Annotated in this window: 23 protein-coding genes; 6 read left to right on the forward strand and 17 right to left on the reverse strand. The window is 59.2% G+C overall.

What is annotated here, in order from left to right; genetic code table 11:
* Window positions 1–3 precede the first annotated feature (3 nt).
* The 8 genes from ABFT80_RS15620 to ABFT80_RS15655 form a co-directional block, all read right to left on the reverse strand.
* Window positions 4–1,182, reverse strand: a complete 1,179-nt coding sequence (locus ABFT80_RS15620; protein ID WP_347972829.1) for an amidohydrolase — start codon at window positions 1,180–1,182, stop codon at window positions 4–6.
* A gap of 234 nt (window positions 1,183–1,416) precedes the next feature.
* Window positions 1,417–2,199 (reverse strand): aspartate/glutamate racemase family protein, encoded by a 783-nt coding sequence (locus tag ABFT80_RS15625; protein WP_347972830.1) that lies wholly within the window; start codon window positions 2,197–2,199, stop codon window positions 1,417–1,419.
* A 69-nt stretch (window positions 2,200–2,268) separates the two neighbouring features.
* A complete protein-coding gene (locus tag ABFT80_RS15630; protein WP_347972831.1) occupies window positions 2,269–2,880 on the reverse strand; it encodes a dimethylsulfonioproprionate lyase family protein in 612 nt (203 codons plus the stop codon).
* Between the two features lie 20 nt (window positions 2,881–2,900).
* Window positions 2,901–4,982, reverse strand: a complete 2,082-nt coding sequence (locus tag ABFT80_RS15635) for an ABC transporter ATP-binding protein (protein ID WP_347972832.1) — start codon at window positions 4,980–4,982, stop codon at window positions 2,901–2,903.
* Window positions 4,975–5,787, reverse strand: a complete 813-nt coding sequence (locus ABFT80_RS15640; RefSeq protein WP_455189950.1) for an ABC transporter permease — start codon at window positions 5,785–5,787, stop codon at window positions 4,975–4,977. Before ABFT80_RS15640 ends, ABFT80_RS15635 begins: the two co-directional genes overlap by 8 nt.
* Before the next feature lie 68 nt (window positions 5,788–5,855).
* On the reverse strand, window positions 5,856–6,809 hold the full coding sequence (locus tag ABFT80_RS15645; RefSeq protein ID WP_347972888.1) for an ABC transporter permease: 954 nt from the start codon (window positions 6,807–6,809) through the stop codon (window positions 5,856–5,858).
* Window positions 6,810–6,868: 59 nt separating this feature from the next.
* On the reverse strand, window positions 6,869–8,533 hold the full coding sequence (locus ABFT80_RS15650) for an ABC transporter substrate-binding protein (protein ID WP_347972834.1): 1,665 nt from the start codon (window positions 8,531–8,533) through the stop codon (window positions 6,869–6,871).
* Window positions 8,534–8,682: 149 nt separating this feature from the next.
* Window positions 8,683–10,344: an ABC transporter substrate-binding protein gene (locus ABFT80_RS15655; RefSeq protein ID WP_347972835.1), complete on the reverse strand. Its 1,662-nt coding sequence runs from the start codon at window positions 10,342–10,344 to the stop codon at window positions 8,683–8,685.
* Window positions 10,345–10,724: 380 nt separating this feature from the next.
* On the opposite strand from ABFT80_RS15655, the gene ABFT80_RS15660 reads away from it, so the two are divergent.
* Entirely contained in the window at window positions 10,725–11,375 is a 651-nt protein-coding gene (locus ABFT80_RS15660) for a TetR/AcrR family transcriptional regulator (protein ID WP_347972836.1), read from the forward strand.
* 507 nt (window positions 11,376–11,882) lie between these two features.
* Here ABFT80_RS15660 and ABFT80_RS15665 read toward each other — a convergent pair.
* The 5 genes from ABFT80_RS15665 to ABFT80_RS15685 form a co-directional block, all read right to left on the reverse strand.
* Window positions 11,883–12,314 carry a hypothetical protein gene (locus tag ABFT80_RS15665; RefSeq protein ID WP_347972837.1) on the reverse strand — a complete coding sequence of 144 codons (432 nt, stop codon included), beginning with the start codon at window positions 12,312–12,314 and terminating at the stop codon, window positions 11,883–11,885.
* The gene (locus tag ABFT80_RS15670) at window positions 12,307–12,756 is read right to left on the reverse strand and encodes a hypothetical protein (RefSeq protein ID WP_347972838.1); all 450 of its coding nucleotides are present in this window, start codon (window positions 12,754–12,756) and stop codon (window positions 12,307–12,309) included. The genes ABFT80_RS15665 and ABFT80_RS15670 overlap by 8 nt, the downstream gene beginning before the upstream one ends.
* Window positions 12,757–13,322: 566 nt before the next feature.
* The gene (locus ABFT80_RS15675) at window positions 13,323–13,613 is read right to left on the reverse strand and encodes a putative quinol monooxygenase (RefSeq protein ID WP_347972839.1); all 291 of its coding nucleotides are present in this window, start codon (window positions 13,611–13,613) and stop codon (window positions 13,323–13,325) included.
* Window positions 13,614–13,654: 41 nt separating this feature from the next.
* A complete protein-coding gene (locus ABFT80_RS15680; RefSeq protein ID WP_347972840.1) occupies window positions 13,655–14,077 on the reverse strand; it encodes a type II toxin-antitoxin system VapC family toxin in 423 nt (140 codons plus the stop codon).
* Window positions 14,074–14,328 (reverse strand): FitA-like ribbon-helix-helix domain-containing protein, encoded by a 255-nt coding sequence (locus ABFT80_RS15685; RefSeq protein ID WP_347972841.1) that lies wholly within the window; start codon window positions 14,326–14,328, stop codon window positions 14,074–14,076. Before ABFT80_RS15685 ends, ABFT80_RS15680 begins: the two co-directional genes overlap by 4 nt.
* 282 nt (window positions 14,329–14,610) lie before the next feature.
* On the opposite strand from ABFT80_RS15685, the gene ABFT80_RS15690 reads away from it, so the two are divergent.
* The 3 genes from ABFT80_RS15690 to ABFT80_RS15700 all read left to right on the forward strand — a co-directional run bounded on the left by ABFT80_RS15690 (window position 14,611) and on the right by ABFT80_RS15700 (window position 16,548).
* Window positions 14,611–15,306 carry a hypothetical protein gene (locus ABFT80_RS15690; protein ID WP_347972842.1) on the forward strand — a complete coding sequence of 232 codons (696 nt, stop codon included), beginning with the start codon at window positions 14,611–14,613 and terminating at the stop codon, window positions 15,304–15,306.
* A gap of 202 nt (window positions 15,307–15,508) precedes the next feature.
* Window positions 15,509–16,210, forward strand: a complete 702-nt coding sequence (locus ABFT80_RS15695) for a hypothetical protein (protein ID WP_347972843.1) — start codon at window positions 15,509–15,511, stop codon at window positions 16,208–16,210.
* A complete protein-coding gene (locus ABFT80_RS15700; RefSeq protein WP_347972844.1) occupies window positions 16,207–16,548 on the forward strand; it encodes a restriction endonuclease in 342 nt (113 codons plus the stop codon). Before ABFT80_RS15695 ends, ABFT80_RS15700 begins: the two co-directional genes overlap by 4 nt.
* Before the next feature lie 42 nt (window positions 16,549–16,590).
* Here the strand turns inward: ABFT80_RS15700 and ABFT80_RS15705 are convergent, their stop codons facing one another.
* From ABFT80_RS15705 to ABFT80_RS15720, 4 genes are read right to left on the reverse strand one after another with little or no spacing between them, the layout of a single operon-like run.
* On the reverse strand, window positions 16,591–17,205 hold the full coding sequence (locus tag ABFT80_RS15705) for a hypothetical protein (RefSeq protein ID WP_347972845.1): 615 nt from the start codon (window positions 17,203–17,205) through the stop codon (window positions 16,591–16,593).
* On the reverse strand, window positions 17,180–18,361 hold the full coding sequence (locus tag ABFT80_RS15710) for an XRE family transcriptional regulator (protein WP_347972846.1): 1,182 nt from the start codon (window positions 18,359–18,361) through the stop codon (window positions 17,180–17,182). Before ABFT80_RS15710 ends, ABFT80_RS15705 begins: the two co-directional genes overlap by 26 nt.
* A complete protein-coding gene (locus ABFT80_RS15715; protein WP_347972847.1) occupies window positions 18,358–19,731 on the reverse strand; it encodes a 7-cyano-7-deazaguanine synthase in 1,374 nt (457 codons plus the stop codon). Before ABFT80_RS15715 ends, ABFT80_RS15710 begins: the two co-directional genes overlap by 4 nt.
* Entirely contained in the window at window positions 19,728–20,288 is a 561-nt protein-coding gene (locus tag ABFT80_RS15720) for a hypothetical protein (protein ID WP_347972848.1), read from the reverse strand. The genes ABFT80_RS15715 and ABFT80_RS15720 overlap by 4 nt, the downstream gene beginning before the upstream one ends.
* Before the next feature lie 180 nt (window positions 20,289–20,468).
* Between ABFT80_RS15720 and ABFT80_RS15725 the strand changes: the two genes are divergently transcribed.
* A complete protein-coding gene (locus ABFT80_RS15725) occupies window positions 20,469–21,269 on the forward strand; it encodes a type IV toxin-antitoxin system AbiEi family antitoxin domain-containing protein (RefSeq protein WP_347972849.1) in 801 nt (266 codons plus the stop codon).
* On the forward strand, window positions 21,256–22,176 hold the full coding sequence (locus ABFT80_RS15730; RefSeq protein ID WP_347972850.1) for a nucleotidyl transferase AbiEii/AbiGii toxin family protein: 921 nt from the start codon (window positions 21,256–21,258) through the stop codon (window positions 22,174–22,176). Before ABFT80_RS15725 ends, ABFT80_RS15730 begins: the two co-directional genes overlap by 14 nt.
* Window positions 22,177–22,179 lie beyond the last annotated feature (3 nt).

A 22,179-nucleotide genomic window follows, 5' to 3' on the forward strand; every position in this document is an offset into this window, starting at 1 on the left:
GGTTCAGTGGCTTTCCAGGCAGGCAGCCAGTGTTTCTGCGAAAATACCGATCCCTACCGGGATCAACTCGTCCCGAAAGTCGTATGTCGGCGTGTGCAAGCCGGGCCAGTCGCGGCCCGAGCCGAGATACAGCATCGCCGACTTTGCCCCGCTCAGCCCAAACCGGCCAAAATCCTCGGAGGCGACTGAGGGCTCGGTCTGGCTCTCGTGTCGAACACCCGCGCGCTCGATGCCTTGCAAAAGCATGGCGGTGGCTTGCGCATCGTTGGTACAAGCTAGGAAGGTGTCCTCGTAGCCAAGGGCGCAGTCGAGCCCATGAAGCGTCGCCGTCTGGCGGACCAGGCTTTCGAAGCGGGCCATCAAAGTGTCCATCTCCTCATCCGCGAATGTGCGCAGTGTTACGAGAAGCTTCGCCTCGCCGGGCGCTACCCCATAGGATTCCGCACCCATTGACGCGTGGGTAACTGTCACCATGGAGAAGCCCGGCCCCAGAAGTTCGCCGCTGCCGCAAGCTTCAAGTGCGGGCATGAGTTCCGAAATCGCATTCATCGGCGAGCGGCCGTCGGCCGGGCGCGAGGCATGAGCGGTGCTGCCGGTCAGCCGTATCCACGCTCCGCGCGATGCACAGTTGGTTGGACCGGGGCCGAGCTTGGCTATTCCGAAATCGATGCCGGATATGTTGTGCAGGGAAAATGCCCAATCGGGCTTGATTTCGGGATAGCGCGAATCCGCGATGACGGCGGCGGCTCCTGCGCCGTTCTCCTCCGCAGGCTGAAACATCAGGACTACCCGCCCGCTAGTCGGACGCGATCGTGACAGTATGCGCGCGAGACCGAGCAGGATCGCCGTGTGACCGTCATGACCGCACAGATGGGCTTTTCCCGGCACGGTCGAACGGTGTTTGATCGTGCCGAGTTCCTGGATAGGGAGAGCGTCCAGCTCCGAGCGAAACAGGATCGTCGGACCGGGCGCGCCGCTGTCATAGATCGCCGCGACACCGTGGCCGCCCATTCCGGTCATGATGTTGTCCGGTCGCGTCGGCGCCAGCATCTCGCAGACGCGGCGAGCGGTCTCCTTCTCTTCGCCTGACAGTTCCGGGTGGCGATGAAGATTCTGACGGAAGGCGGTGAGCTCGCGCAGGTCGTCTTCGGTGAGCATGGGGAAGGTCAGTCGATTTGTCATATCAGGCAGTAGCTCGCATAAGCATTCCGTAAAGGTCACTGGGTTCGTCCGGGTCTGCCGGGAGATTCAGCGGGGTATAGTTGGCGGTTTCCCTGATCCGGTCGTGCGGATCCGGCGGTATGAGCGGCATCTTTTATCTTCCTGTCTCAGGGGTGGTTTGTGGAATTGCGTCGGCGTAGCTCGCGATACTCTGCGGCAAGCTAACGGGCACCAATTCGTGCAATTTTCTGCGCATCACACGTGACCATAGAAATCGCGGTGCACGGCAACCGAATAGGCATAGTCCAGCAGCGTCGACCAACTGAACACGGGCATGTCGATCTCCCGCTGGATTGCCCGACCGAAAGGCTGGAAGCCGGTGCATTCAAGAACCATCGCACCCATGTTCGGATGCGCGACCGCGAATTCCCGGGCAACTCCCACAAGATCGCGCTCGGCCATTTCATAATCGGCGGTCGGGATCTCCGGTCGCAGATCCTCGTTCCAGAGGCGGTCAAATTGCGGGAGCCTCCCGTCGTCCATTGCGCCTTGCACGACATAGTTCGTCCCGAGTTGCACCCCGACCGAGGTGAGGTGCCGGTCGTGCAGGTAATTGCTTCCCGACATCAGGATGCCGACGACCTGTCCCGGTCCGATCAACATTTGCGCGAACGCCACCTGAAGGAGGCTTGAGGCGAAGACAGGAACTTTTACCGCGCCTGCAATTTCCTTCTGGAACCACGCGAAATAGCCGCACTCAGCCGCGATGGCTCGACAACCCATGCGTTCGAGCTTGCGCGCAGCGTTCAGGATCGGCTCCAGTAGTTCGGCCTTATCTTCACCGCGGACCAGCTTCATGATGTCCACGCCTTCGGCGATCTCGTACTGTATGGGGTAAGGATACGCGCTGGCATTGCGCACATCGCCGGGAAAGCCGGGGTAAACGTCGTCGAGAAGGATGATGCCGAGGCCCATGCCGTAGCAGCAGTGGTTTCTGCGCGCATGGATGTGCCGAATGGCCGGGTCATGCAACGGCATGATCGTTGTTCCTTTCAAGAGACTTTTGCACAGCTGCGTTCCGGGTACGGCGAGATGAAATCCGCTGCGTCATGAGTGCCTCGGATCGAACAGGCACCAGAGGGCGAGCAGAGGTGCATTCGGGACAGACGCTATGGCGTGAAATATGTTCGGCTCGTTGTACAATGTGCCGCCGACACCGGGCGTGAACCAGTCGTCTTCGCCCTGTCGAAACCGGCCGTCGGTCAGAAAGAGATAGATCTCCTCAGGAGAGTGCCTGTGGTCAGGATAGCGAACGTCCGGAGCCAGCAGCGACAGGCCCACCCAGACATCCGCCCGATCTTCCAGCCCGCCAGGACCGACGATCATCGCATTGGCGTGACCTTCCGCAAACGAGGCACTCGCTTCGGGTGCCGCACCGGCGCGCCTCCTCCATGTCAAAAGGGGTGCGAGGTTGGAAATGCTTTGGGCCAAGCTCTTGAGCTCGTCTTTTGCGCGGGCCGGTTTGAGCGCATCCTGTAGCAAAGCGCTGGTGGGGACCTTAGTGGGTTCAGATTTCGCCACGGGTACCGGGTTGCGCAACGCGTCGACGACGCGCGCGAGACATGCTTTCGTCTCGCTATCGGGAGATCCGCTTTCGACACCGTTTCTCATCGCATCGAGAAATGCCTGCAAATCGTGCGGACGCGTGTTTGAAGTCATATCTGTTGCTCCTCGAATCATCAGACGTCCATACCCAACCGCGACCTGTCGGCCGTTACTCCAGTACGGTCTGGTGTTGACTGCGGTGCGTTGGTTTTCTGCAGCCGCGCCAGTTCCTCGTGGGAATAGTGGCAGCGGATGACGTGGCCGGGATCGGCCTGTGCGAGAGGTGGCTCCTGCGTCTCACAGATCGCGCCGATCTTGCGCGGACAGCGCGTGTGGAACACGCAGCCACTCGGCGGATTGACCGCGCTCGGTATTTCACCTTCGAGGCGAATACGCGAGGTTGCGCTCCGGTCGAGATTGGGCACCGCCGACAGCAGTGCCTCGGTGTATGGATGGTGCGGCCCGGCAAACACCTCTTCCGAGGGGCCGAGCTCCATGATGCGGCCGAGATAGAGCACGGCGATCTGGTCCGAAAGATAGCGAACCACGGCGAGATCGTGCGAGATGAAGATGTAGCTCACGTCTTGCTTGGATTGCAGATCGGCAAGCAGGTTGAGGATCGCAGCCTGCACTGACACGTCGAGCGCCGAGGTCGGCTCGTCGCAGACGATGATGCGCGGGTCGCCGGCAAAGGCGCGCGCGATGGCGACGCGCTGTTTGAGCCCGCCTGAAAGCTGGCGGGGCTTGACTGCGAGGTGCCGGTCGGTGAGCCGTACGGAGCGCACCAGTTCCTCAAGACGTGTTTCAAGTGTCCCGCCGCTCAGCCCGGCCAAGCGCTTCAGCGCGCGCTTGATCAAATGGCGGATCGAATGTGAACGATTAAGCGCCGAGTCGGGATTCTGGAAGACAATCTGCATGGCCTTGATCTGGTCGTCCGTGCGTTCACTCAGCCGCGGGGCCAGAGGTTCGCCCTCAAGCTCGATGCCGCCGCCTTCGTCCGGTGACACCAGGCCAAGCAACATCTTGGCGAAGGTTGTTTTCCCGCTGCCGGATTCGCCGACCAGCCCGAGCGTCTGTCCGGGCTGCAGGCTCACGGAAACGTCCTTGACAGCTCTCAGCGCATAGCCTTGGCTACCGTAAGTCTTGTTCAGCCCCTCGACACGCAGGACCGGCTTGGATGCGGTCTTGGATGGCAGGGCGACCGCTGCATGACTAGCCGTTGAGCGGGGCAGTGACTGCGCCTCTTCATGGTAGTGACAGCGCGACTGTCGGCCACCGAGATCGTAGAGCGGCGGTGGTTCAGTGCGGCAGCGCTCTGTCGCCAGCGCGCAACGGTCAGCGAAGGCGCAGCCGGTGATCGTCATGCCTATGTTGGGCAGAAAGCCGGGAATGGTATCGAGTCGACCCTGGTCTTTGCGCTGTCCGCCACGCGGCAGACAACGCAGCAGCGCCACGGTGTAGGGATGACGCGGATTCTTGAACACGTCTTCCGTGGAGCCCTCTTCGACCAGCATGCCGGCATAGAGCACGCCAACGCGGTCGCACATGTTGGAGACGACAGCCAGGTTGTGGCTGATAAATAAAATAGAGGCCGAGAGCTCCCGCCTGAGTTGTGAGATGAGGTCGAGCACTTCCGCTTCCACGGTCGCGTCGAGGCCGGTTGTGGGCTCGTCGAGGATCAGCATTGATGGATCGTTCGCAAGCGCCATGGCAATCGCCACGCGCTGCTGCATGCCACCGGAAAGTTGGTGCGGGTAGCGCTGCATGACGCCTGCCGGATCGGAAATGCGGACCCGGTCCAGCATGGCAAATGCCCGATCAGTCGCGGCCTGCCCCGAGATGCCGCGGAGCTCGAATATTTCGGTAAGCTGGCGGGCGATAGAGAGCGACGGGTTGAGGGCCTTGCCGGGGTCCTGGTACACCATCGACACGTTTTCGGCGCGTGCCCGTCTCAGAGCGCCGCCGTTCAGCTGCATCACGTCTTGGCCTCCGAGCGAGATCGCACCTCCGGTGATCGAGCCGTTGCGCGGCAGATAGCGCACGACCGACAGCGCAACCGTGGATTTGCCGCAACCGGATTCACCAACCAGCCCGTAGGCTTCGCCCTGGCCGATCGAGAGGTTCAGATTGCGCAGCACTGCCCGGTTGCGCCCGGCGACGCGATAGGCGACGGAGAGATCGTCGAGTACGAGCGCGTTTGCTGGCGTATCAATCATTGAATGCTCCGTGGATTCCATCTGCCACCAGATTGACGCTGACCACCACCGACGCGATGGCCAGGCCGTCGAACAGCACCGTCCACCAGAAGCCGCCGCCAATCATGCCGTAGTTGGTGGAAATGCTTAAAGCCCAGTCGGGAGAGGGCGGCTGGATGCCGAAACCCAAGAAGCTGAGCGTGGCAACGGCGAAGATCGCATAGCCGAGGCGCACCGTCGTCTCGACCAGTATCGGCGGCAGGACGTTGGGGAGTATCTCGACAAACATGGTGTGGAGCGCGCTTTCGCGGCGCAGTTGCGCTGCCGCGACATAGTCGAGTTCCCGCTCGGCCAGCACTGCCGAACGTACCGTGCGGGCGATGATCGGCGCGAATGCAAGGCCGATGACGATGATGACGGTCAGCTTGGAGGTCCCGAGGGCGACAATCACCAGCAGTGCGACGATGACAACCGGCATCGCCATAAATGCTTCGATGATACGGCTGACGACATCATCGAGAATGCCGCGAAAGTAGCCCACGCAAAGGCCGAGCGTAGTGCCCGCAACGGTCGCCATCAGCGTCGCCAGCGGCGCCACCGTCAGAATCTCACGCGAGCCGACAATGACGCGCGAGAAGACGTCGCGGCCAAGCTGGTCAGTGCCGAACCAATGCTCTGCCGACGGCGGCGCCAGAGTGTTGAGAATGTCACTGGTGAGCGGATCGTAAGGTACGAGATGCTCGCCGAAAAGCGCGCAGACGATCCAGAACAGCACGACGCACAGACCGGTAAGAAATGTGGGAGACTTCAGCAGTGCGCGCAGCATTTCGGCCCAGGAGCCGCCTCGCCCCGCGACGTCGGGTGCCGGTATATCGAGAGGACTTTTGGTTACAGTCATTGCTCGGCTCCCAGACGGATCCGCGGATTGAGTACGGAGTAGAGGAGATCGGCCAGAAGCGTTGCCACCGTGTAGACGATGCCGATGGTGAGCACACCGGCTTGAAGCATCGGGAAATCCTTGCCCTTCGCGGCTGTGAAGATAAGCGATCCGATGCCTTGGTAGCGGAACAGTGTCTCGATGACGACGAGTCCTCCGATGAGATAGCCGGTCTGCGTAGCGATGACGGTGATCGTTGGAAGAAGGGCGTTCCTTAATACGTGGCGCCAGATGACCGTGCGCCATGGCAACCCTTTGAGAACCGCGGTTCGCGTGTAGTCGGAATCGAGGGCCTCGATCATGCCGGATCGTGCCATGCGGGCGATGTAGCCGAACAGCGACAGGAAAAGCGGCAGCGCAGGGAGTATCAGATAATATAATTGGGTCGCGAAACCCGCACCGGGCGGCCATGCGGCGGAAATGGGCAGCCAGCGAAGCCACACCCCGAAGATCAGGATGAGAACGATGCCTGTGACGAACTCGGGCAGCACGGTCATCGACAGTCCGCCGAGGCTGATGATGCGGTCGATCGGCCGGTTGAGATACAGTGCGGCGACAACGCCACCGAGAATGCCGATCGGCACTACCAGCATGAAGGCGACCAGAGCCAGCTTCATTGAATTGCCGAGCGCTTCGAGGATGAAGGATGCCACCGGGGCACGGAAGACGTAGGAGGTTCCCATGTCCCCCTGGATGAAGTTCCAGATCCAGCTGCCGTACTGGACGAGCAGCGGACGATCGACGCCGAGCGACTGGTTGAGTACGTCGACGGCGCGCTGGTCGGCTAGCGGCCCCAGTATCGCCCGGCCGACATTCCCAGGCAGCACCTGACCGCCAAGGAATACCATGATGCTGAGCAGGAACAGCGTGACGAGGGACAAGACCAGACGTCGTGTAAGGAAGGAGAAAATGGCGATATGCTCCGTTTGAAGCCCGGCCTCCTGCTGGAAGCCCGGGGCGGCCGGTTTGTTTAGGCTTTCGACGTACCTGCCAAGAAAAGCTGCCCCATGGCGGTGTTTTGGACACCCGTGACACCTTTCGCCATCGCCGACAGATAATCGAAGAAATACGCCGCAATCACAGGGGTTTCCTCAAGCAGTAGCCGCTGGATCCTGCCCGCGGCGTCCCTTTGCGCTTCCAGGTCGAGCGCGGCGGTGTAGCTGTCCACCAACTGGTCATACTCGCTGTTCTTGAAATGTGCGGCGTTCCAAGGGCCGTCGCTCGTCAGTGGTGCTTTTAGGAAGACGTTCGGCACGCCGCGATGGGCGTAGACGGTCAGGCCCATCGGCGCATCCAGCCAGGGCGACCTGCCGAAAACAGCGTCGCCGTAAAATGCGCTGGGGTCGAGGATGTTGAGATCGAGATTAATGCCGATCTCCTTTACCCAACTCTGGACGAGCTGCGCGTGTTCAGGCAACTCCAGGTAATGCCGGCTGGTCAAAGACATATTGAAGCCCTGGCCCACCCCGGCAGCCTCCATCAACTGCTTGGCCTCAGCGATGTCGCGCTCGCGTTGCGGCACGGTCGAATCTGTCGAGGGGTAGACCGCTGCGAACGGACTGTCGTTGCCGACCTGGGCATAGCCTTTCATCAGGCCTGCAACCAATTGCGGTCGATCGATACTGAGCGCGACGGCGCGGCGCACACGCGGATCCTTGAAGGGCTCTGTGTCGCAGCGCATATGCAATTGAGTATGCGAAACCGCCTTCAGGCCGACTATCTCGACATTCGGGTCGTTGGCCAAACCGACGCTGGAGAGCACCGGCAATATGTTGATGATATCTACCTGACCGCCCTGCAGCGCGAGGATCTGCGGTTGAATATCGCTGAAGAAGATGAACTCCGTGCGCTCCGGCAGCGCCTTCTCGTCCCAATAGTCTTCATTGCGTACGAAGGATGCGCCGACCTTGGGTGTGTATCGTTCCAGCTTGAACGGACCGGTTCCGTCGAAGGTCGTCTCGAAATCGCCCTGGTAGTTCGCGGGCAGGATGACGGCGGTATAGTTGTCCGATGAAACCATGTAGGGGAAGTTGCCGTTCGGCGCGTCGAGGTGGAATTCGACAGTGTAGTCGTCGACCTTCTTCGTTCCGCCCTTCTGCAGGATACCCCTGAATACCGAGAGGGCGCTGGATGAATTGGCAGGATCCGCCAACCGGTCGATGCTGGCGACTACGTCTTCCGCCTTCATCTCGCCGCCGCTGTGAAACTTCACGCCTTTGCGCAACGTGAACGTCCAGACATCGCCCTTGTCGTTGGGCGTCCAGCTTTCAGCCAGCATGGGCCTCAAAACGAGATCCGGGCCGTCCAGGCAGAGGAACTCCGCTGTCTGCTGAAGCATGAGGAGGCCGCCGGCCTCGACGACAGTGACCGGATCGATCGCTGCGATAGGAACCTGGCAGGCGACGCGGATGGTGGCGCCGGGCGTGCCCTGGGCTTGGGCCAAGGATGGCGTCACGCCGAAGCCTGCGGCCACGCCGACGCGGCTCATAAAGGGCAGTGACAGACCAAGCAGGCTGCCATGCCGGATGAAATCTCGGCGGCTGACGCGACCATCGACAAGGCCGTCTATGAGATGATTTTCGAGCGGCGTGCGGTTGCGGCGAAGCAGATCGAGTGTGCGGTAGTTCTTGCTCATGTTTTTAAAGTTCCCCTGTTTTTGCGGTTGGCGATGTTTCGCCGTCCAGCTCCGAGGAGTTCTCCCGACTCCCGGTCATAGTCTACGTAAGGCGACTAGGGCGTGCGGCTGTATCACCGTCTGTTGCGCCCTGCCTGCTATTGTTTCGTTCAGGTCTTCGATGCTCCTGCCAGGAAAAGTTGAGACATGGCGGTAGGCTGAGCGCCGGTTACACCTTTTGCTGTGGCGATCAGGTGATCGTAGAAATATCCGAAGATGGTCGGCGTCTCTTCCAGCAGCAATTTCTGAATCTTGCCAGCGGTGGCCTTCTGCGCCTCAAGGTCCAGAGCCGCGATATAGGAGGACGCCAGCTGGTCGTAGTCCTTGTTCTTGAAATGCGCGGCGTTCCAGCTACCCTCACTTGTCAGCGAGGCGGCGAGGAAAACATTCGGCACACCACGGTGGCTGTATTCCGTCAGGCCCATCGGCGAATCCAGCCAGGGCGACTTGCCGAAGACCGCATCGCCATAGAAGGCAGCCTTGTCGAGGAAGTTGAGTTCGAGCTCGATACCGATCTCCCTGACCCAGCCCTGGACGAGCTGCGCGTATTCGGCCATCTCCAGATAGCGGTGGGTGGTCAGAGCGATCTTGAGGCCCGAGCCCACGCCAGCTGCTTCCATCAACTGCCTGGCCTGGCCGATGTCTTGCTCACGATGGGGTACAGCCGAATCCGTAGAGGGGTAGATGGAAGCGAACGGGCTGTCGTTGCCCTCCAGGCCCTGTCCTCTGAGAAGACCCGCGACCAGCTTCTTGCGGTCAATGCTGAGCGCGATGGCGCGGCGCACGCGCGGGTCCCTGAAGGCTTTGTTGTCGCAGCGCATATGCAGCTGATGGTGCGAAGTCGATTTCAGGCTGACAATCTCGATGTTCGGGTCATTGGCCAAACCGACGCTTGAAGGCACCGGAAGCAGGCTGATGATGTCGACCTGACCACCCTGCAGTGCGAGGATCTGCGGCTGGATGTCCGTGTAGAAAATGAATTCGGTGCGCTCCGGCAGCGCCTTTTCACCCCAGTAATCTTCATTGCGCACGAAGGACGCGCCGACCTTGGGCGTGTATCGTTCCAGCTTGAATGGCCCGGTACCGTCGAAAGTCGTCTCGAAGTCACCTTTGTAGTTCGCGGGCAGTATGATCGCGTTGTAATTGTCTGACGAGACCATGTAGGGAAAGTTGCCGTTCGGTGCGTCGAGGTGAAATTCGACAGTGTGGTCGTCGACCTTCCTAATAGCGCCTTTCTGCAGCAAGCCTCTGAAGACTGACAACGCATTCGACGAGTTCGCAGGATCGGCGAGCCGGTCGATGCTGGCGACCACGTCGTCCGCCTTCATCTCGCCGCCGCTGTGAAACTTCACGCCTTTGCGTAGCTTGAATGTCCAGACGTCGCCCTTGTCGTTGGGCGTCCAGCTCTCCGCCAGCATGGGTCGCAGAACGAGATCCGGGCCATCCAGACAAAGGAACTCGGCCGTCTGCTGAAGCATGAGGAGGCCGGCGTCGGGAACGAGAACCGGATCGAGCACCGTCGAAGGGGCGGGGCAGGCGACGCGGATGGTGGCACCCGGCGCGCTCTGGGCACGGGCAAGTGTTGGCACCGTGCCGAAACCTGCGGCTACACCGATACGCCCAAGAAAAGGCAGCGACAGGCCCAGAAGACTGCCATGCCGGATGAAATCTCGGCGGCTGACGCGACCGTCGACAAGGCCGTCGATGAGATGGTTTTCAAGTGGTGTGCGATTGCGCCGCAAAAGGTCCAGCGCGCGATAATCCTTGCTCATGATCTTGTCTGTTCCCCATTTTTGTTTTTGGCGAAGTGGTTTGTGTTGCGAAATTCCAGGGTCCGAAGGCTTCGTCGGGTAAGGCGCGCGGCACCTTGGATCCCGGGAACGACGTCGTTATTTCAATCAAAATCGCAACTACATGCTCTGTTGGATGCGTATCTCCTTTGTCGACCTCCCCCCGGCCGGCTGATGCTGCAGATGGTGTTGCGAAACACTTTTCAGGTAGAGTGTGCCCTGTCAGGAGCGCATTGTCTGTACATATGTGTGCAGACTATATAGACGTTAGGACACCCCGCAAGCTTTTTTTGCATTGATTGCGGTCGCATGTTAGCGAGACCTCGGATTCGATCAGACTGTAACGCCCTCGGAGATGGAATATGAATGACGTAGATGCATTGGAGCAGGAGAAAGGAAATATTGCTGGCTCGAAATCTACGAAAGAAGATTGGATCAATGTCGCGATAGAGATTCTGGTAAAAGATGGAATTGATCATGTAAAAGTTCAGGTTATCTCGCGGAGATTGGGCGTATCGCGGTCCAGTTTTTATTGGTTTTTCAAAGATATAAGCGAGCTTAATGATGCTTTGCTTTCATATTGGCTGACCCGAAACACCGGAGCAGTTATCGAACGGGCGATGAAGCCCGCAAAGAACCTGACGGAGTCTGTTTGTAACGTTTTCGAATGCTGGGTAAATCCAGCGTTATTCGATTCCAGCTTGGACATGGCTGTACGGGTCTGGGCCAGGCGGGAGCCTCACGTCAGGTCGGTTGTTGAACTGGCCGATCATCAAAGGGTGGAAGCGCTAACCCGCATGTTCAGTCGATGCGGGATCAAGGAAGAGGAAGCTTTTATTCGCGCGAGGGTCCTTTACTTTACTCAGATTGGATATTTCGCGCTTGATGTACATGACACGTTGGAGAAACGTGACGAATATCTATATAATTACTTGCTGGTCCACATGGGATTCCAACCGGATATCGGGGCAATCGAGGCTTATACTCGCCGGTTTAGAAAGTCTAAAATCTAGAGTTTAGGGCGCCCTTTTTTGCTCGTTGTCTCGTAAAATCATTGATCTGATCGTAGCAATCGCTGTGCTGCAGATGATGGTTTGCATGGCGGGAAATAGCCAAATGCCGAAAAGGCGCGGTCTCCACGGCTAGAATGAGCGCGAGTTTCGTGCGGTGGGTCACCCGCCAGGCCGTTCAATCGCCATCTTGCATCGGACTTCGTGCCGGTGTCACAATAGCCATGCGCTCATCCAGACGTGACCATCATGAGAGAACTATGTCTACTCCATAGCCCTCCTTTGAATGTCCCCCCACCCGATGGTCTGTTAGATCCGCCAATTGCTCGATGGGGGACGTCGCTTCTCAGTAAGCGCGTAACGCTTGAAGGTCTGAAATGGGGCCGACAGCGGACTGACAGCTTTAAAGCTGCGAGCTGACAAAGTGGATAAGTTCTATCGTCGTCGAGTGGCTTTACGACCATGCGTAAGTCATCACCTTTTTCCAGCGGAGTGACGTGACGCCATGCTTTACCGCATAAGATGCACCGAGTGTACAGGCATGCAGGTGGAGATCCGCGCATTCTTGACAAGTGCTGTCTGCCGCGGCCCAGCGCCAAGATGCTGCTCAACCAGGAAGATATGCGATACGTCGTTGGCTTGGTCTTGCCCGATCAATTCTGTGATTGCGAGGACATATCGGTTGGGAATCACCTTTGTTTTTTCCAAATCGCCCGCGCCGTCGATTACGCTGCTTATCGCCTGCTGGTAGAGCCTGTTAGCGTACTCGCGCACCGGCATGAAATGACGCGGAGCTGCGCCACCATTGAGACTTGGATTCCATGCGTCGAACGTGATCGGAATGGGAACCAAGGGCTTGAGCTGTGTTCCTTGAGAAATCGCCTCCTCGCGCTCGGCAACCCAATCTTCGAAGCGCTCCCCAAGTGAGACGTCTTCAGGCATATATGCTCGAAATTTGGCCCATTCGTTGCGGTCGAGTTCTGGAAAATGTAAGCCCCACGATCGGGCTTCTCTCACTCACAGTGCTGTTCAGACGTGGCCGACCATTGACGTAGAAATCGGAGTTCTTTCCCATCGGAGGTGCGGGTTTGACGAAGGTCTTACCGTCGACCTCAAAGGCAGTATCGAGGATTGGCCCCTTCGTCATATCGGCTGACAGGCCATTGATGATCGCATCCGTCATTGCGCGCTCGGCATAACCATGAAACCCATTCCGCAGTGCTTCGTACTCCTGGAAGGCTTGACCAAGGGAGATCGGAACGTAGTCGATCGGCCATAAAGCGATCGTATCGAAACCATCGCTGTTAAGGTAGGCGCCGGCAACGACAACGCCATCGATATCATCGGTGTCTTTGCGGGCCCGCCATTTCAACGATTTCGTCATGATCAAGCGACATGTTGGCATTGTTGACGACCATCAGGATCGATCGCTTGACCTCGGGAAATTCGGATCGGGATTGTACAAGTTGACCCTTCGCGCTCTTAACTGCGCCTTTGATGAGGTCCGTTGTCCGACGCGATGCGCGCCATGAACGGGCAGATCGAGATCCGACCTTCAGGCGTCAGATGGCTGGCCACGCTTTGGCGGGAACGTGCAGACTGCCGCGGCATCCTCCGTTCACGCGATACGGTGTGCTGAATGCTCGCCGCCCCGGCTTTGCAGTTCAGTCGGTCGGGCTGGGCGACCCGAGCGCCCATCCTGATTTCAGCTTCGTGATCGGATGACGTGGGAAAGATTCGCGGCAAATCCGCCGCAATGGCGCTTGAAAACGGACATTGCCGAAGCGGGCCCCTCCCGTGCGAAGCTTTGTGTCGTCCGACGTTTTTTCGCGTTAGCGATCGAAGCCGAATGGCGGAAACGCGCCTTCGGCGTGGTTCCGGTGCAGCCGAGAGCGCGGCCCGAAGGGCAACGCCCAAACCTGTTTAGGAAGAAACGCCTCTCCGATCGAGTCAGGCCGGAAACGCATCCATGAGGATGAACGACGCTTTCTGTCGCTGGTGCGCATTGATGAGCGGGACCAGCCGCGTGAAATGCTCGGTCCTGCAATGGGCGTCCAGCGCCGCCCGATCCGGCCATTCCTCGATGAAGATGAAATGTCCGGGGTCTTTCTGGTCGATGAAGAGGTCGTAGGAGATGCAGAGGTCTTCCTGCCGGGTCTTCTCGACCAACTCGCGGTAAAGCGGCAGCACGATCTCAACCGCTTCCGATTTGATGAAATCCTCGGCGATGACCTTGAGCATAAAGCGACTCTCCATTTCGCGGTCGGGCGCTGCTTCGATGCTCAGCGTCCGGTCGTCCATGGGTCGATGATCGGGACACCCGCCGCCTTGAAGGCGCTGGCGTCACGCGTGGCGACAGCGAAACCGTGAGCGGTCGCGATGGCCGCGATGTACCCGTCCGGCGTCGGAAAGCCCTTGCCTGCGTTGCGCGCCGCAACGGCGAGGTCGGCATAGCGGCGGGCGGCATCCGTATCGAAGGGAAGGATTCTGCCGTCGAACAGGTCGAGAAGCCCGTCGAGGGTTGCCGCGAGCTTCTGCTTGCGCTGCCCGTCCGGCAGCGCGCCGATGCCGAACAGGAGTTCCGCGACGGTGACGCTGGAGAGATAGAGGGTTTCGGCGGCCTGCTCGTCCAGCCAATCGCGCACGGCGGGAGCCGGTTCCGGCTTCATCGCCTCGGAGACGACATTCGTGTCGAGGACGATCATTCAAAGCTCATGGGCATGGCAGGCGTCCGATCGCGGGCCTGTTCAAGCGCCTCGAAATCGGCACTGGTCAGCCCTGCATCCCGGCTCAACGCCGCCATGGCGGAACCGATGCGCAGGCGGTTGGCGGGACGCACCGCGTCTTCCAGAATACCCCGGATTTCGGCCTCGGTGCTGCGGCCATGATGGGCCGCACGCACCTTGAGGGCGCGGTGCGCCTCGTCGGACAGGTTGCGAATGGTGACGGCGGGCATCTGATGGCGTCTCCAGCTAGGTGATAGCGACGCCATCAACATAATAAAATTGATATCATCAATCAAGATGCAACAACCTCAAGAGGCGCGATTCCTCACCGGCCGGGCCGGCTCCAAGGCTAGCCTGCGGTGCAAGCTGCAGCGTAGCCCGAAGCCTTCGCTTATACGTTTGGCGATGCTAAGAGCTTCCGCTCTCAGTACGCGCGCATCACAGGCGACGCGCAGTTCGACGAGCTGAAAGAGCGCCTGAAACCGGTATGTCACCGTACTCTGCGACGGCAGGTGCTTGAATATATCCGTTATACCAACCGGATTCCTATCACGCAGGAGTTCGTGCCGAGCGATCCCGAGCAGGCGCTTTACGACATGGTGTCGGAGTATCTCCGGCGGCCTTCCTTGCAGGCACTGCCGTCGGGCCAGCGGACATTGATGACGCTGATCATGCGCAAGCTGCTGGCGTCTTCGACTTTCGCCATCGCCGGGGCACTGGACTCGCTGGCGCGCAAGCTGGAGCGACAGCTCCGGGACGACTCGTCGGTACGGGAAAAGCTGGTTGAGGAAATTACCGAGGACTATGAGGAGTACGAGGAGGTCGCCGACGAATGGTCGGAGGATTCCGACGAACCGGAACTTCTAACAGAAAGCGATATCGCCACGATCGGTCAGGAAATCGCTGACCTTCGGGCGTTCCGTGATCTCGCTGTCTCGATCTCTGAAAATGCGAAAGGTCTCGCCCTGCTCAGTGCGCTTCGCGCAGGATTTGCCAAGGCGCGGGAGCTGGGAAGCGCCGAAAAGGCCATCATCTTCACCGAGTCCCTCCGCACGCAGGAATATCTCGTCCGGCTGCTGTCAGATAATGGCTACGCTGACAAGCTCGTCTTGTTCAATGGCTCCAACGCTGATCCCCAGTCCAAGGCCATCTATAACGCTTGGGTCGAACGCCACAAGGGAACAGACCGCGTAACGGGTTCACGATGAAACCGTCAACCGGCTGACCGTTATCGCTAACGAGTCATACGAGGAATTCGCGCGCACGCTGCAATCGGAGTTCGAGGAGGACTTCGGTATCCAGTTTGGGCGGGTTGAAAAGATCGCTTTCGCGAAGCTTCTACTCCGCGCAGCCGACGGCACGGATACTGCTATCGGCCAGGATGAATCCGTCCGGCTTTGGGCCGACCTCGTGACGAACGGCTATCTCAATGCTGCCGGCGACATCCTGGAGAAGTTCGATCCGAAAAACCCTCATTTCGAACTGAAGGTTTCGGATGGTTTCATGGACCTGAGGCCGGAGATTACCGACGAGATTAACCGCAAGCTGTTCAAGAGCCGGATTGTGAACGCGCGAGACAGGCGCGAGCTTAAATTCCGCAAAGAGGTTCAATTGAGCCCCGAATTCCAAGCCTTGTGGGACAAAATCAAGCACCGCACCCGCTACCGGGTCACGTTTGAAACGGTCGATCTCGTCGATCGGGCTTTGGCGCGCATCAAGCTGATCGAGACGATCAAGGCCCCACGTGTTTCGACGACAGTCGTCGAGGTTGAAATCACTGACGCAGGAGTCGCGGCCGATAAACAGATCGCGACGCGCGTACGCGACATGGAGCAGGTCACTATTCTGCCTGACATCCTTGCCTTCCTCCAGAAGGAGACGGAGCTGACTAGGCATACGTTGGCGGAAATCCTCAAACGATCCGGACGGCTCGCTGAGTTCAAGATCAATCCGCAGGCCTTCATGGCGGCTGTGGCGAAGGAGATATCCCGTGCTCTGCACGACCTTATGTTAGAGGGCATCAAATACGAAAAGGTAGCCGGTCAGCAATGGGAGCAAAGCCGGCTTGAGCAGGATGCTGAGGACGGTATCTCACCAATCTCTATGAGGTGAAACATCGCGCGAAGGCGCTGTTCGACGCGATTGAATACGAATCCGAGGTTGAGAAGCAGTTCGCTCGCGATCTCGACAACAATGAGAACGTCAAGCTGTTCGTTAAGCTGCCATCATGGTTCAAGATCGATACGCCGATCGGCACCTACAATCCCGACTGGGCTTTTGTGACGGAGCGCGATGAGAAGCTCTATTTCGTGCGCGAGACCAAGAGCACCCTCGACAATGAGGAGCGTCGCACGAAGGAAAACCAGAAGATCGCCTGCGGTCGGAAGCATTTTGACACGTTGGGGGTGGACTATGATGTTGTGACCTCGCTTGCGGAGGTCGCATTTTGACGGGTAAGACGGCCATCGGTGGGCGTTGTTGTACCTGTGGCCTTACAAGGCGGCTCTCGCCGCCTTGGGTAGACTCATGCACGATGAGGCGCTTTTCTCGCCGATGACCGCCACGACCCTGCTGATCTGACCAGGGGGTACACGCATCCGCGCCTTCTGAAGAGCGCCGATAACGGCATCCACGTGGCCTTGCTGACCAAGGGCGTCAACAACTGCCTTATGCAGGAGCAGTTGAACCGTTGAAACTACGAGTAGTTCGGGGAACTTCTCCGCGCACAGATTCGTGGCCTTGCGCTCATCAATCAACGCTATCCCGCCGATCTCATGCGCATGGCCTATAGTCGCTGCCTCGCCGTCATCCAGGGTGCGCAGGGCGGAGCCGTCCACAAGCGTCTCGTAAACGCTGCTCCCCGTGTCTCCGAGGCGGACAAGTTCAATAAGTCCGTCGTCGATCAAAGCCTGAAGGACTCGGGCGTCGTCATGTCCGTTGCGCGTCCCCCCGACCAACTCCGCCAGCGCGTTCGTTGTTACGGCCCAGCGGTTCGGAAGGGCCGCGATGATTTCGCGTGCGCATCCTGTCGCGTTGAGATTGATCACGACGCTGGCATCGGCCACAAGAACTGTACGGGGATCAGCGAGGAAGTTTGACGAAATCATTCGCTTCGCTTTCCTCCATCTCTGCGCCGTCAAGAACCTCTCTCATGTCATGCCGATCAAGCTGCAGCAGTCGAGCCAACTGGCCTTCGCTGTAGAAGCTGCGTTTCCAAGCCTCGCGCGCTAGCAGGGCGAGGCGCGGCGGCACAACGCCCTGCGCCTCAGCAGTGTTCAGGCCGCGATCCGGCAGTTCGCCAAGCACCTGTCGTGCCTGCTCGTTCGTGATACCGCCGTTCTTCTGAAACCAGTCCCACGTCCCGCTCTTGGCGAGCGACAAGTCCTCTAACCGGCGCACTATAGCCTCTCGTGCCAGTCCAAAATCATGCGCGAGAAGAATGATGTGGCGGCGCGTGAGGTGCGATTGTCCCGCCGTGATTTCTGCAAAACGCTGCCGCACAGCCCGCGCAGGCGCTAGAAATGAAGGGGCAAAGAACCCGGCGTATCGTTCCTCGCGGGACGAAAATTTCTCATTCTCAGTCAAAACCTCCGGCTGGCGGCGCGCCGAGATGAAGTGAGCCAATTCGTGAATACCGGTTTGCCGGAAACGCTCAGGCGGATGGCTCGCATTTAGGAGAATGCAGGCACCGACCGCATCGTCATAGGCAAACAACCCCGCAACCTTCCCGTCGAGCCGTCGCACATAGACGCGAATGCCCAGTTGATCGAGGATGGACACGATATCAAGGACCGGGCCGGGACCAAGGCCCAGCCAGTCGCGCAACTCCTGCGCATCCTGTTCGGCTTGCGCCCGCACATCGCCGGGCAGAATAGGCCGCTCCGGCGGGTAGTTACGGGTGCGCTTTACGCCGAGGGCATTTTCAAGTTCTACCTCAGCGCGGACAAGATCGTTGAGAAGGCGGGCCGCATTCTCGATTGCATCGCCGCCGCTCTGCGGCAACTTCCGAAAGCGCGGCACCATGTCGAGATGCACGGCTTCCCGGCGCAGGATGGCATTCGCGGACGTGCCATAGATCGTCGCTAGCTTCTGGAGTTCATCCATCCGCACGCGCCGCTGGCCTTTTTCGATAGCAACGATGGTCGTGCGCGCAACGGCAATGGCATCTGCAGCCGCCGACTGCGTGAATTTCACGTTCTCACGGGCAACCCGCAATCGCTCACCGATCTCCACATCAGATAGTTTTTCAGCATTGTCGGTCATTGTTCAGTTCGCGCCCATTGCTTTACGAATGAGTGCGCTCCTAGGGAATCCATATAGTTAGTCCATTCTTCTGCATGCTTGTTGAGTAAGGCGGCGAGACGGTCGCTCGCTTCCTGCGGGCTTAGCCCGAGGGCCAGTCCCAGTGAAGTGGCGTGTCGCTTCACCTGTGAGTTCTGCCCCTCCGCCGCCATATCGGCGAGGTGATCCATGTGAAGGATTCCGGCTACCGCGTATTCACGGAACGCGCCTTTCGTTTTCGTGAAGCCTGCTTCGACCGCAGCCTCTAGCGTGGGCGCGGTCATGTCCGTGCAGATGTAAGTATCCGGCGATTCGGTCAAGCCGGCGGCATGGACGCTGACGCGCCGCAGCATGCAGGCGGCGCAGATGCCGCATTGCCGCTGCTTCCCGTTGACCGAACTCCACTGGTTGTTGCGCCAGCAGGACTTCGTGTTGCGCCAGGTATCAGTGCTGTCAATCGCCACATAATCACGCAGAGTCTCGCCCTTGGTGTTCCAGATACGGGGGAAGACGTAGCTGACATCTTTGCCGAGCAGGGCTTTCAGGAAACGCTCCATGCGCTGCGTGAAGCGCGGATGGTTCCGGAAGTCGGGATAGGCGTGTCCCACCGTCAGCAGAGCGGGGCCGATAGCGCCCTGGCCGCTCTCCGGAATGACGATTTCGGTGGCATCGGTCAGATAGGCAGCGATTCCGCTGATGATGGCGAACTTGAATCCACGCGTGCGGGCGCTGGTTTCCCGGTTAGACATATTGGATAGGACATCATAAGGTACGGCCGCGAAAGGTTCGGGTTTGCCCTTCACACGCGGTCGGTCGGAAGTCTTTGTACCGACACGAACCCGCACAAGCTTGTCGCCCAGCTTTGCGCCGACAAGGCCAGCGACGGCACGAGAGTCCATGCCGTCGCTAAACGCAAGAATAGCCTGCGCCGGTACCGGCAGGGGGAGCATGCCCAGCGACAAGGCAGGTTCGGGCTGGATACGCTTCACAAAGCTGACTGCCCATATATCACCGGTCAGGAATCCCAGGGCATCATGCAATGCACCCGCAACGTCCGGCGCGTTCCAGCGCGCCGGATCATGCACGGGAATGTGCAGCGTCAGGCGACGTGCCCATCCGTGCGGGGGCCGTTTGACGATCTTGTCGGCATACTCAACCGCCGCAGCGACCACCAGTGCGTCGTGGGTCACGGCTTCCCACCGCGCGAACGCGAAGGATTCGAGCGCCGCCGTCGAGAAGCTGACATCGCTGCCGAGGTCAAAGGCGACGTGGCCGTCTCGGGCGTGGCGACCCGGCTCGACGACGTCGATGTCCTTCGCAGGCATCGGCATGAAATAGGGTTCAGTGCTCATAGGTTCGGCCCATCATCAAGGCCGGTATGGCGGGGCAGGCGAACAGCACCGTGCGGCGGCTTTCCGGCAGACATGAACCCAGAAGCGATAGTCTTGAAGTCGCATTGCTTGCACGCGGCATCCAGCCGATCTCGCACGTATCGGGCGCTGTGCACGTTGGCCTCGCGGTGATAATGTTCCTCGACACTTCGGAAGCCGCTTCGGACGCGCTCTTCACAGGCGCTCTCCAGCGCGGCACGATAAGCGGCGTCGCCGGTCAGCCCGTCGCTGACGGCCTGGATGGCACAGTCGATGACGACGTTGCTTGCCGCCGAGCGCGTACTCGCTTGCCGCACTGCTTCCAGACGTTCGACCTCATCATGGGTAAAAAGGGAGCCTTGGCCGCCGCTGAGGATGTCACGAATTGCGGTGAGCGGGGCCTCACGCAAGTCTTTTTGCAGGGCGTGCGGCAGGGCCTCGCAGACCTCATGCGCAGAATAAGCGGCTTTTGCTGCCCGCTCCGCGAGGTCTCTCCAGTGCCGCCGCATCGGCAAACTTTTATGAGGTCCGTCACTCATGGCGATTCTCCATGTCAGAAATGTATGTTATAAATACTGACAATGTCAAATTCTATGCGCCTGCGTGACTGGAGAAGTTCTAGGCGGTTTGAAGAAGGGACTTATTACTAAGTCTAACTACGTAAACAGCCCCCTGGTCAAACCTTGATCGCAGTTTGAATTTATGCTATTTTACTAAGTATGACTGAGCGGAACAGCGGAAAGCTAAACCAACTCGAACGAACACTGCCAGAAGGCCTGCTGGCTGACGCGGCGTGGATGGAGCGGCACGGCTACTCAACGAGCCTGCGCAGCCAGTACGTTTCAGCCGGTTGGCTGGTCCAGCCGGTGCGCGGCACATACAAGCGTCCGCTTGGCGAACTGGATTGGCAGAAGACGGTCGTTTCGCTTCAGAAGCTCATGGGGCGCGATCTTGTAGTGGGCGGACGCACCGCTCTCGATCTGCAGGGTTTCAGCCACTACCTGTCGGCCTCAGGCCCTTCGACGATCCACCTATACGGGACTGAGCCGCCTCCCGGCTGGCTTGCAAAGCTTCCCCTGAAAGAAAAGTTCCGATTCCACAGATCGCAGGTCCTGTTCAAAACTCTTACCGTGGCAGCAGACGGCCTTAAGGGCGGCACATTGCGGGAGCTGCCGGGACCGTCAGACTGGCCGCTCTTCGCTTCGACGCCTGAGCGTGCTCTGCTTGAAATGCTCGACGAGCTGCCAAGCCGTGAGAGCTTTCATCAGGTCGATATGCTGGTCGAAGGATTGCGGACCTTAAGTCCGCGGCGACTTCAGACACTTCTGGCCGATTGCCAGAGCGTCAAGGTTAAACGGCTTTTCTTTTGGTTTGCAGATCGCCACCAGCCGCCATGGCTGAAACAGATAGACCGCGCGGTCGTCAGTCTCGGCACCGGTAAACGCATGCTCGTCAAAGGTGGCAAGTTGGACCCGGCATACCTCATAACCATTCCGGAGGACCTCAGTGCCCCTGTCTGATAGTTATCGGTGCCAAGTGGCGCTACTTGTCGAAGTGATGCCGTTCGTCGCTGCGGAGAAGGATTTTGCCCTCAAGGGTGGAACCGCCATCAACCTGTTTGTCCGGGACATGCCGCGCTTATCAGTCGATATTGACCTCACCTATTTGCCCGTGGCACCGCGACCGGAATCGTTGGCCGCGATCGACGCTGCCATGAGGCGAATGGGGGCAGCCATTCGGGCGGGAATGCCCGGCCTGCGCGTTACCGAGGTTCTGAATGTACGCGAGCAGATTGTCACCAAGCTGACCGTTCAAAGGCCCGACGCTCAGATCAAGATTGAGGTGACTCCCGTCCTGCGCGGCTGTGTTTTCGAGCCAGAGATACGTTCGGTATCGCCAGGCGTAGAAGACGCCTTTGGATTCGCGGAAATCCAGGTCGTCTCTTTCCCCGATTTGTATGCGGGAAAGATAATGGCCGCGCTCGATCGCCAGCATCCGCGCGACCTTTTCGATGTCCGTGATCTGCTGGCTACAGAAGGCATTAGCGACGATCTGCGGCGAGCCTTCATTGTCTATTTGATCAGCCACGACAGGCCGATATCGGAAGTGCTCGTGCCGCGCCGTAAGGATATCAGCCAGGAATTCGCCCAGGGCTTTGACGGTATGACCGCCGAGCCGGTGGAACTGGATGAATTGCTGGCAGCTCGCGAGGCACTGATAGCGGCCATTGCGGGCGGCATGCCGGATGAGCACAAGGCGTTTCTTCTCGGATTCAAGCGCGGCGCGCCAGACTGGGGCCTGCTGGGTGTCGAGGGCGCAGCCGACCTTCCCGCTGTTAAGTGGAAGCAGATCAATCTTGATCGGTTGAGCGAGACGGCGCGCGCGCGTTTGGTCGGTCAGCTTCAAACTGTTCTCGGTGAAAGCTAGCTC

It is taken from the genome of Foliimonas ilicis (assembly GCF_039939195.1).
Lineage (GTDB): Bacteria > Pseudomonadota > Alphaproteobacteria > Rhizobiales > Rhizobiaceae > Foliimonas > Foliimonas ilicis.

Bases quoted from the DNA above. Each gene is read 5' to 3' on its own strand.
- ABFT80_RS15620 (WP_347972829.1), bottom strand. From the start codon at position 1,182: ATGACAAATCGACTGACCTTCCCCATGCTCACCGAAGACGACCTGCGC.
- ABFT80_RS15625 (WP_347972830.1), bottom strand. From the start codon at position 2,199: ATGCCGTTGCATGACCCGGCCATTCGGCACATCCATGCGCGCAGAAAC.
- ABFT80_RS15630 (WP_347972831.1), bottom strand. From the start codon at position 2,880: ATGACTTCAAACACGCGTCCGCACGATTTGCAGGCATTTCTCGATGCG.
- ABFT80_RS15635 (WP_347972832.1), bottom strand. From the start codon at position 4,982: ATGATTGATACGCCAGCAAACGCGCTCGTACTCGACGATCTCTCCGTC.
- ABFT80_RS15640 (WP_455189950.1), bottom strand. From the start codon at position 5,787: ATGCTGCGCGCACTGCTGAAGTCTCCCACATTTCTTACCGGTCTGTGC.
- ABFT80_RS15650 (WP_347972834.1), bottom strand. From the start codon at position 8,533: ATGAGCAAGAACTACCGCACACTCGATCTGCTTCGCCGCAACCGCACG.
- ABFT80_RS15655 (WP_347972835.1), bottom strand. From the start codon at position 10,344: ATGAGCAAGGATTATCGCGCGCTGGACCTTTTGCGGCGCAATCGCACA.
- ABFT80_RS15660 (WP_347972836.1), top strand. From the start codon at position 10,725: ATGAATGACGTAGATGCATTGGAGCAGGAGAAAGGAAATATTGCTGGC.
- ABFT80_RS15665 (WP_347972837.1), bottom strand. From the start codon at position 12,314: ATGCCTGAAGACGTCTCACTTGGGGAGCGCTTCGAAGATTGGGTTGCC.
- ABFT80_RS15670 (WP_347972838.1), bottom strand. From the start codon at position 12,756: ATGACGAAATCGTTGAAATGGCGGGCCCGCAAAGACACCGATGATATC.
- ABFT80_RS15675 (WP_347972839.1), bottom strand. From the start codon at position 13,613: ATGCTCAAGGTCATCGCCGAGGATTTCATCAAATCGGAAGCGGTTGAG.
- ABFT80_RS15680 (WP_347972840.1), bottom strand. From the start codon at position 14,077: ATGATCGTCCTCGACACGAATGTCGTCTCCGAGGCGATGAAGCCGGAA.
- ABFT80_RS15685 (WP_347972841.1), bottom strand. From the start codon at position 14,328: ATGCCCGCCGTCACCATTCGCAACCTGTCCGACGAGGCGCACCGCGCC.
- ABFT80_RS15705 (WP_347972845.1), bottom strand. From the start codon at position 17,205: ATGATTTCGTCAAACTTCCTCGCTGATCCCCGTACAGTTCTTGTGGCC.
- ABFT80_RS15710 (WP_347972846.1), bottom strand. From the start codon at position 18,361: ATGACCGACAATGCTGAAAAACTATCTGATGTGGAGATCGGTGAGCGA.
- ABFT80_RS15715 (WP_347972847.1), bottom strand. From the start codon at position 19,731: ATGAGCACTGAACCCTATTTCATGCCGATGCCTGCGAAGGACATCGAC.
- ABFT80_RS15720 (WP_347972848.1), bottom strand. From the start codon at position 20,288: ATGAGTGACGGACCTCATAAAAGTTTGCCGATGCGGCGGCACTGGAGA.
- ABFT80_RS15725 (WP_347972849.1), top strand. From the start codon at position 20,469: ATGACTGAGCGGAACAGCGGAAAGCTAAACCAACTCGAACGAACACTG.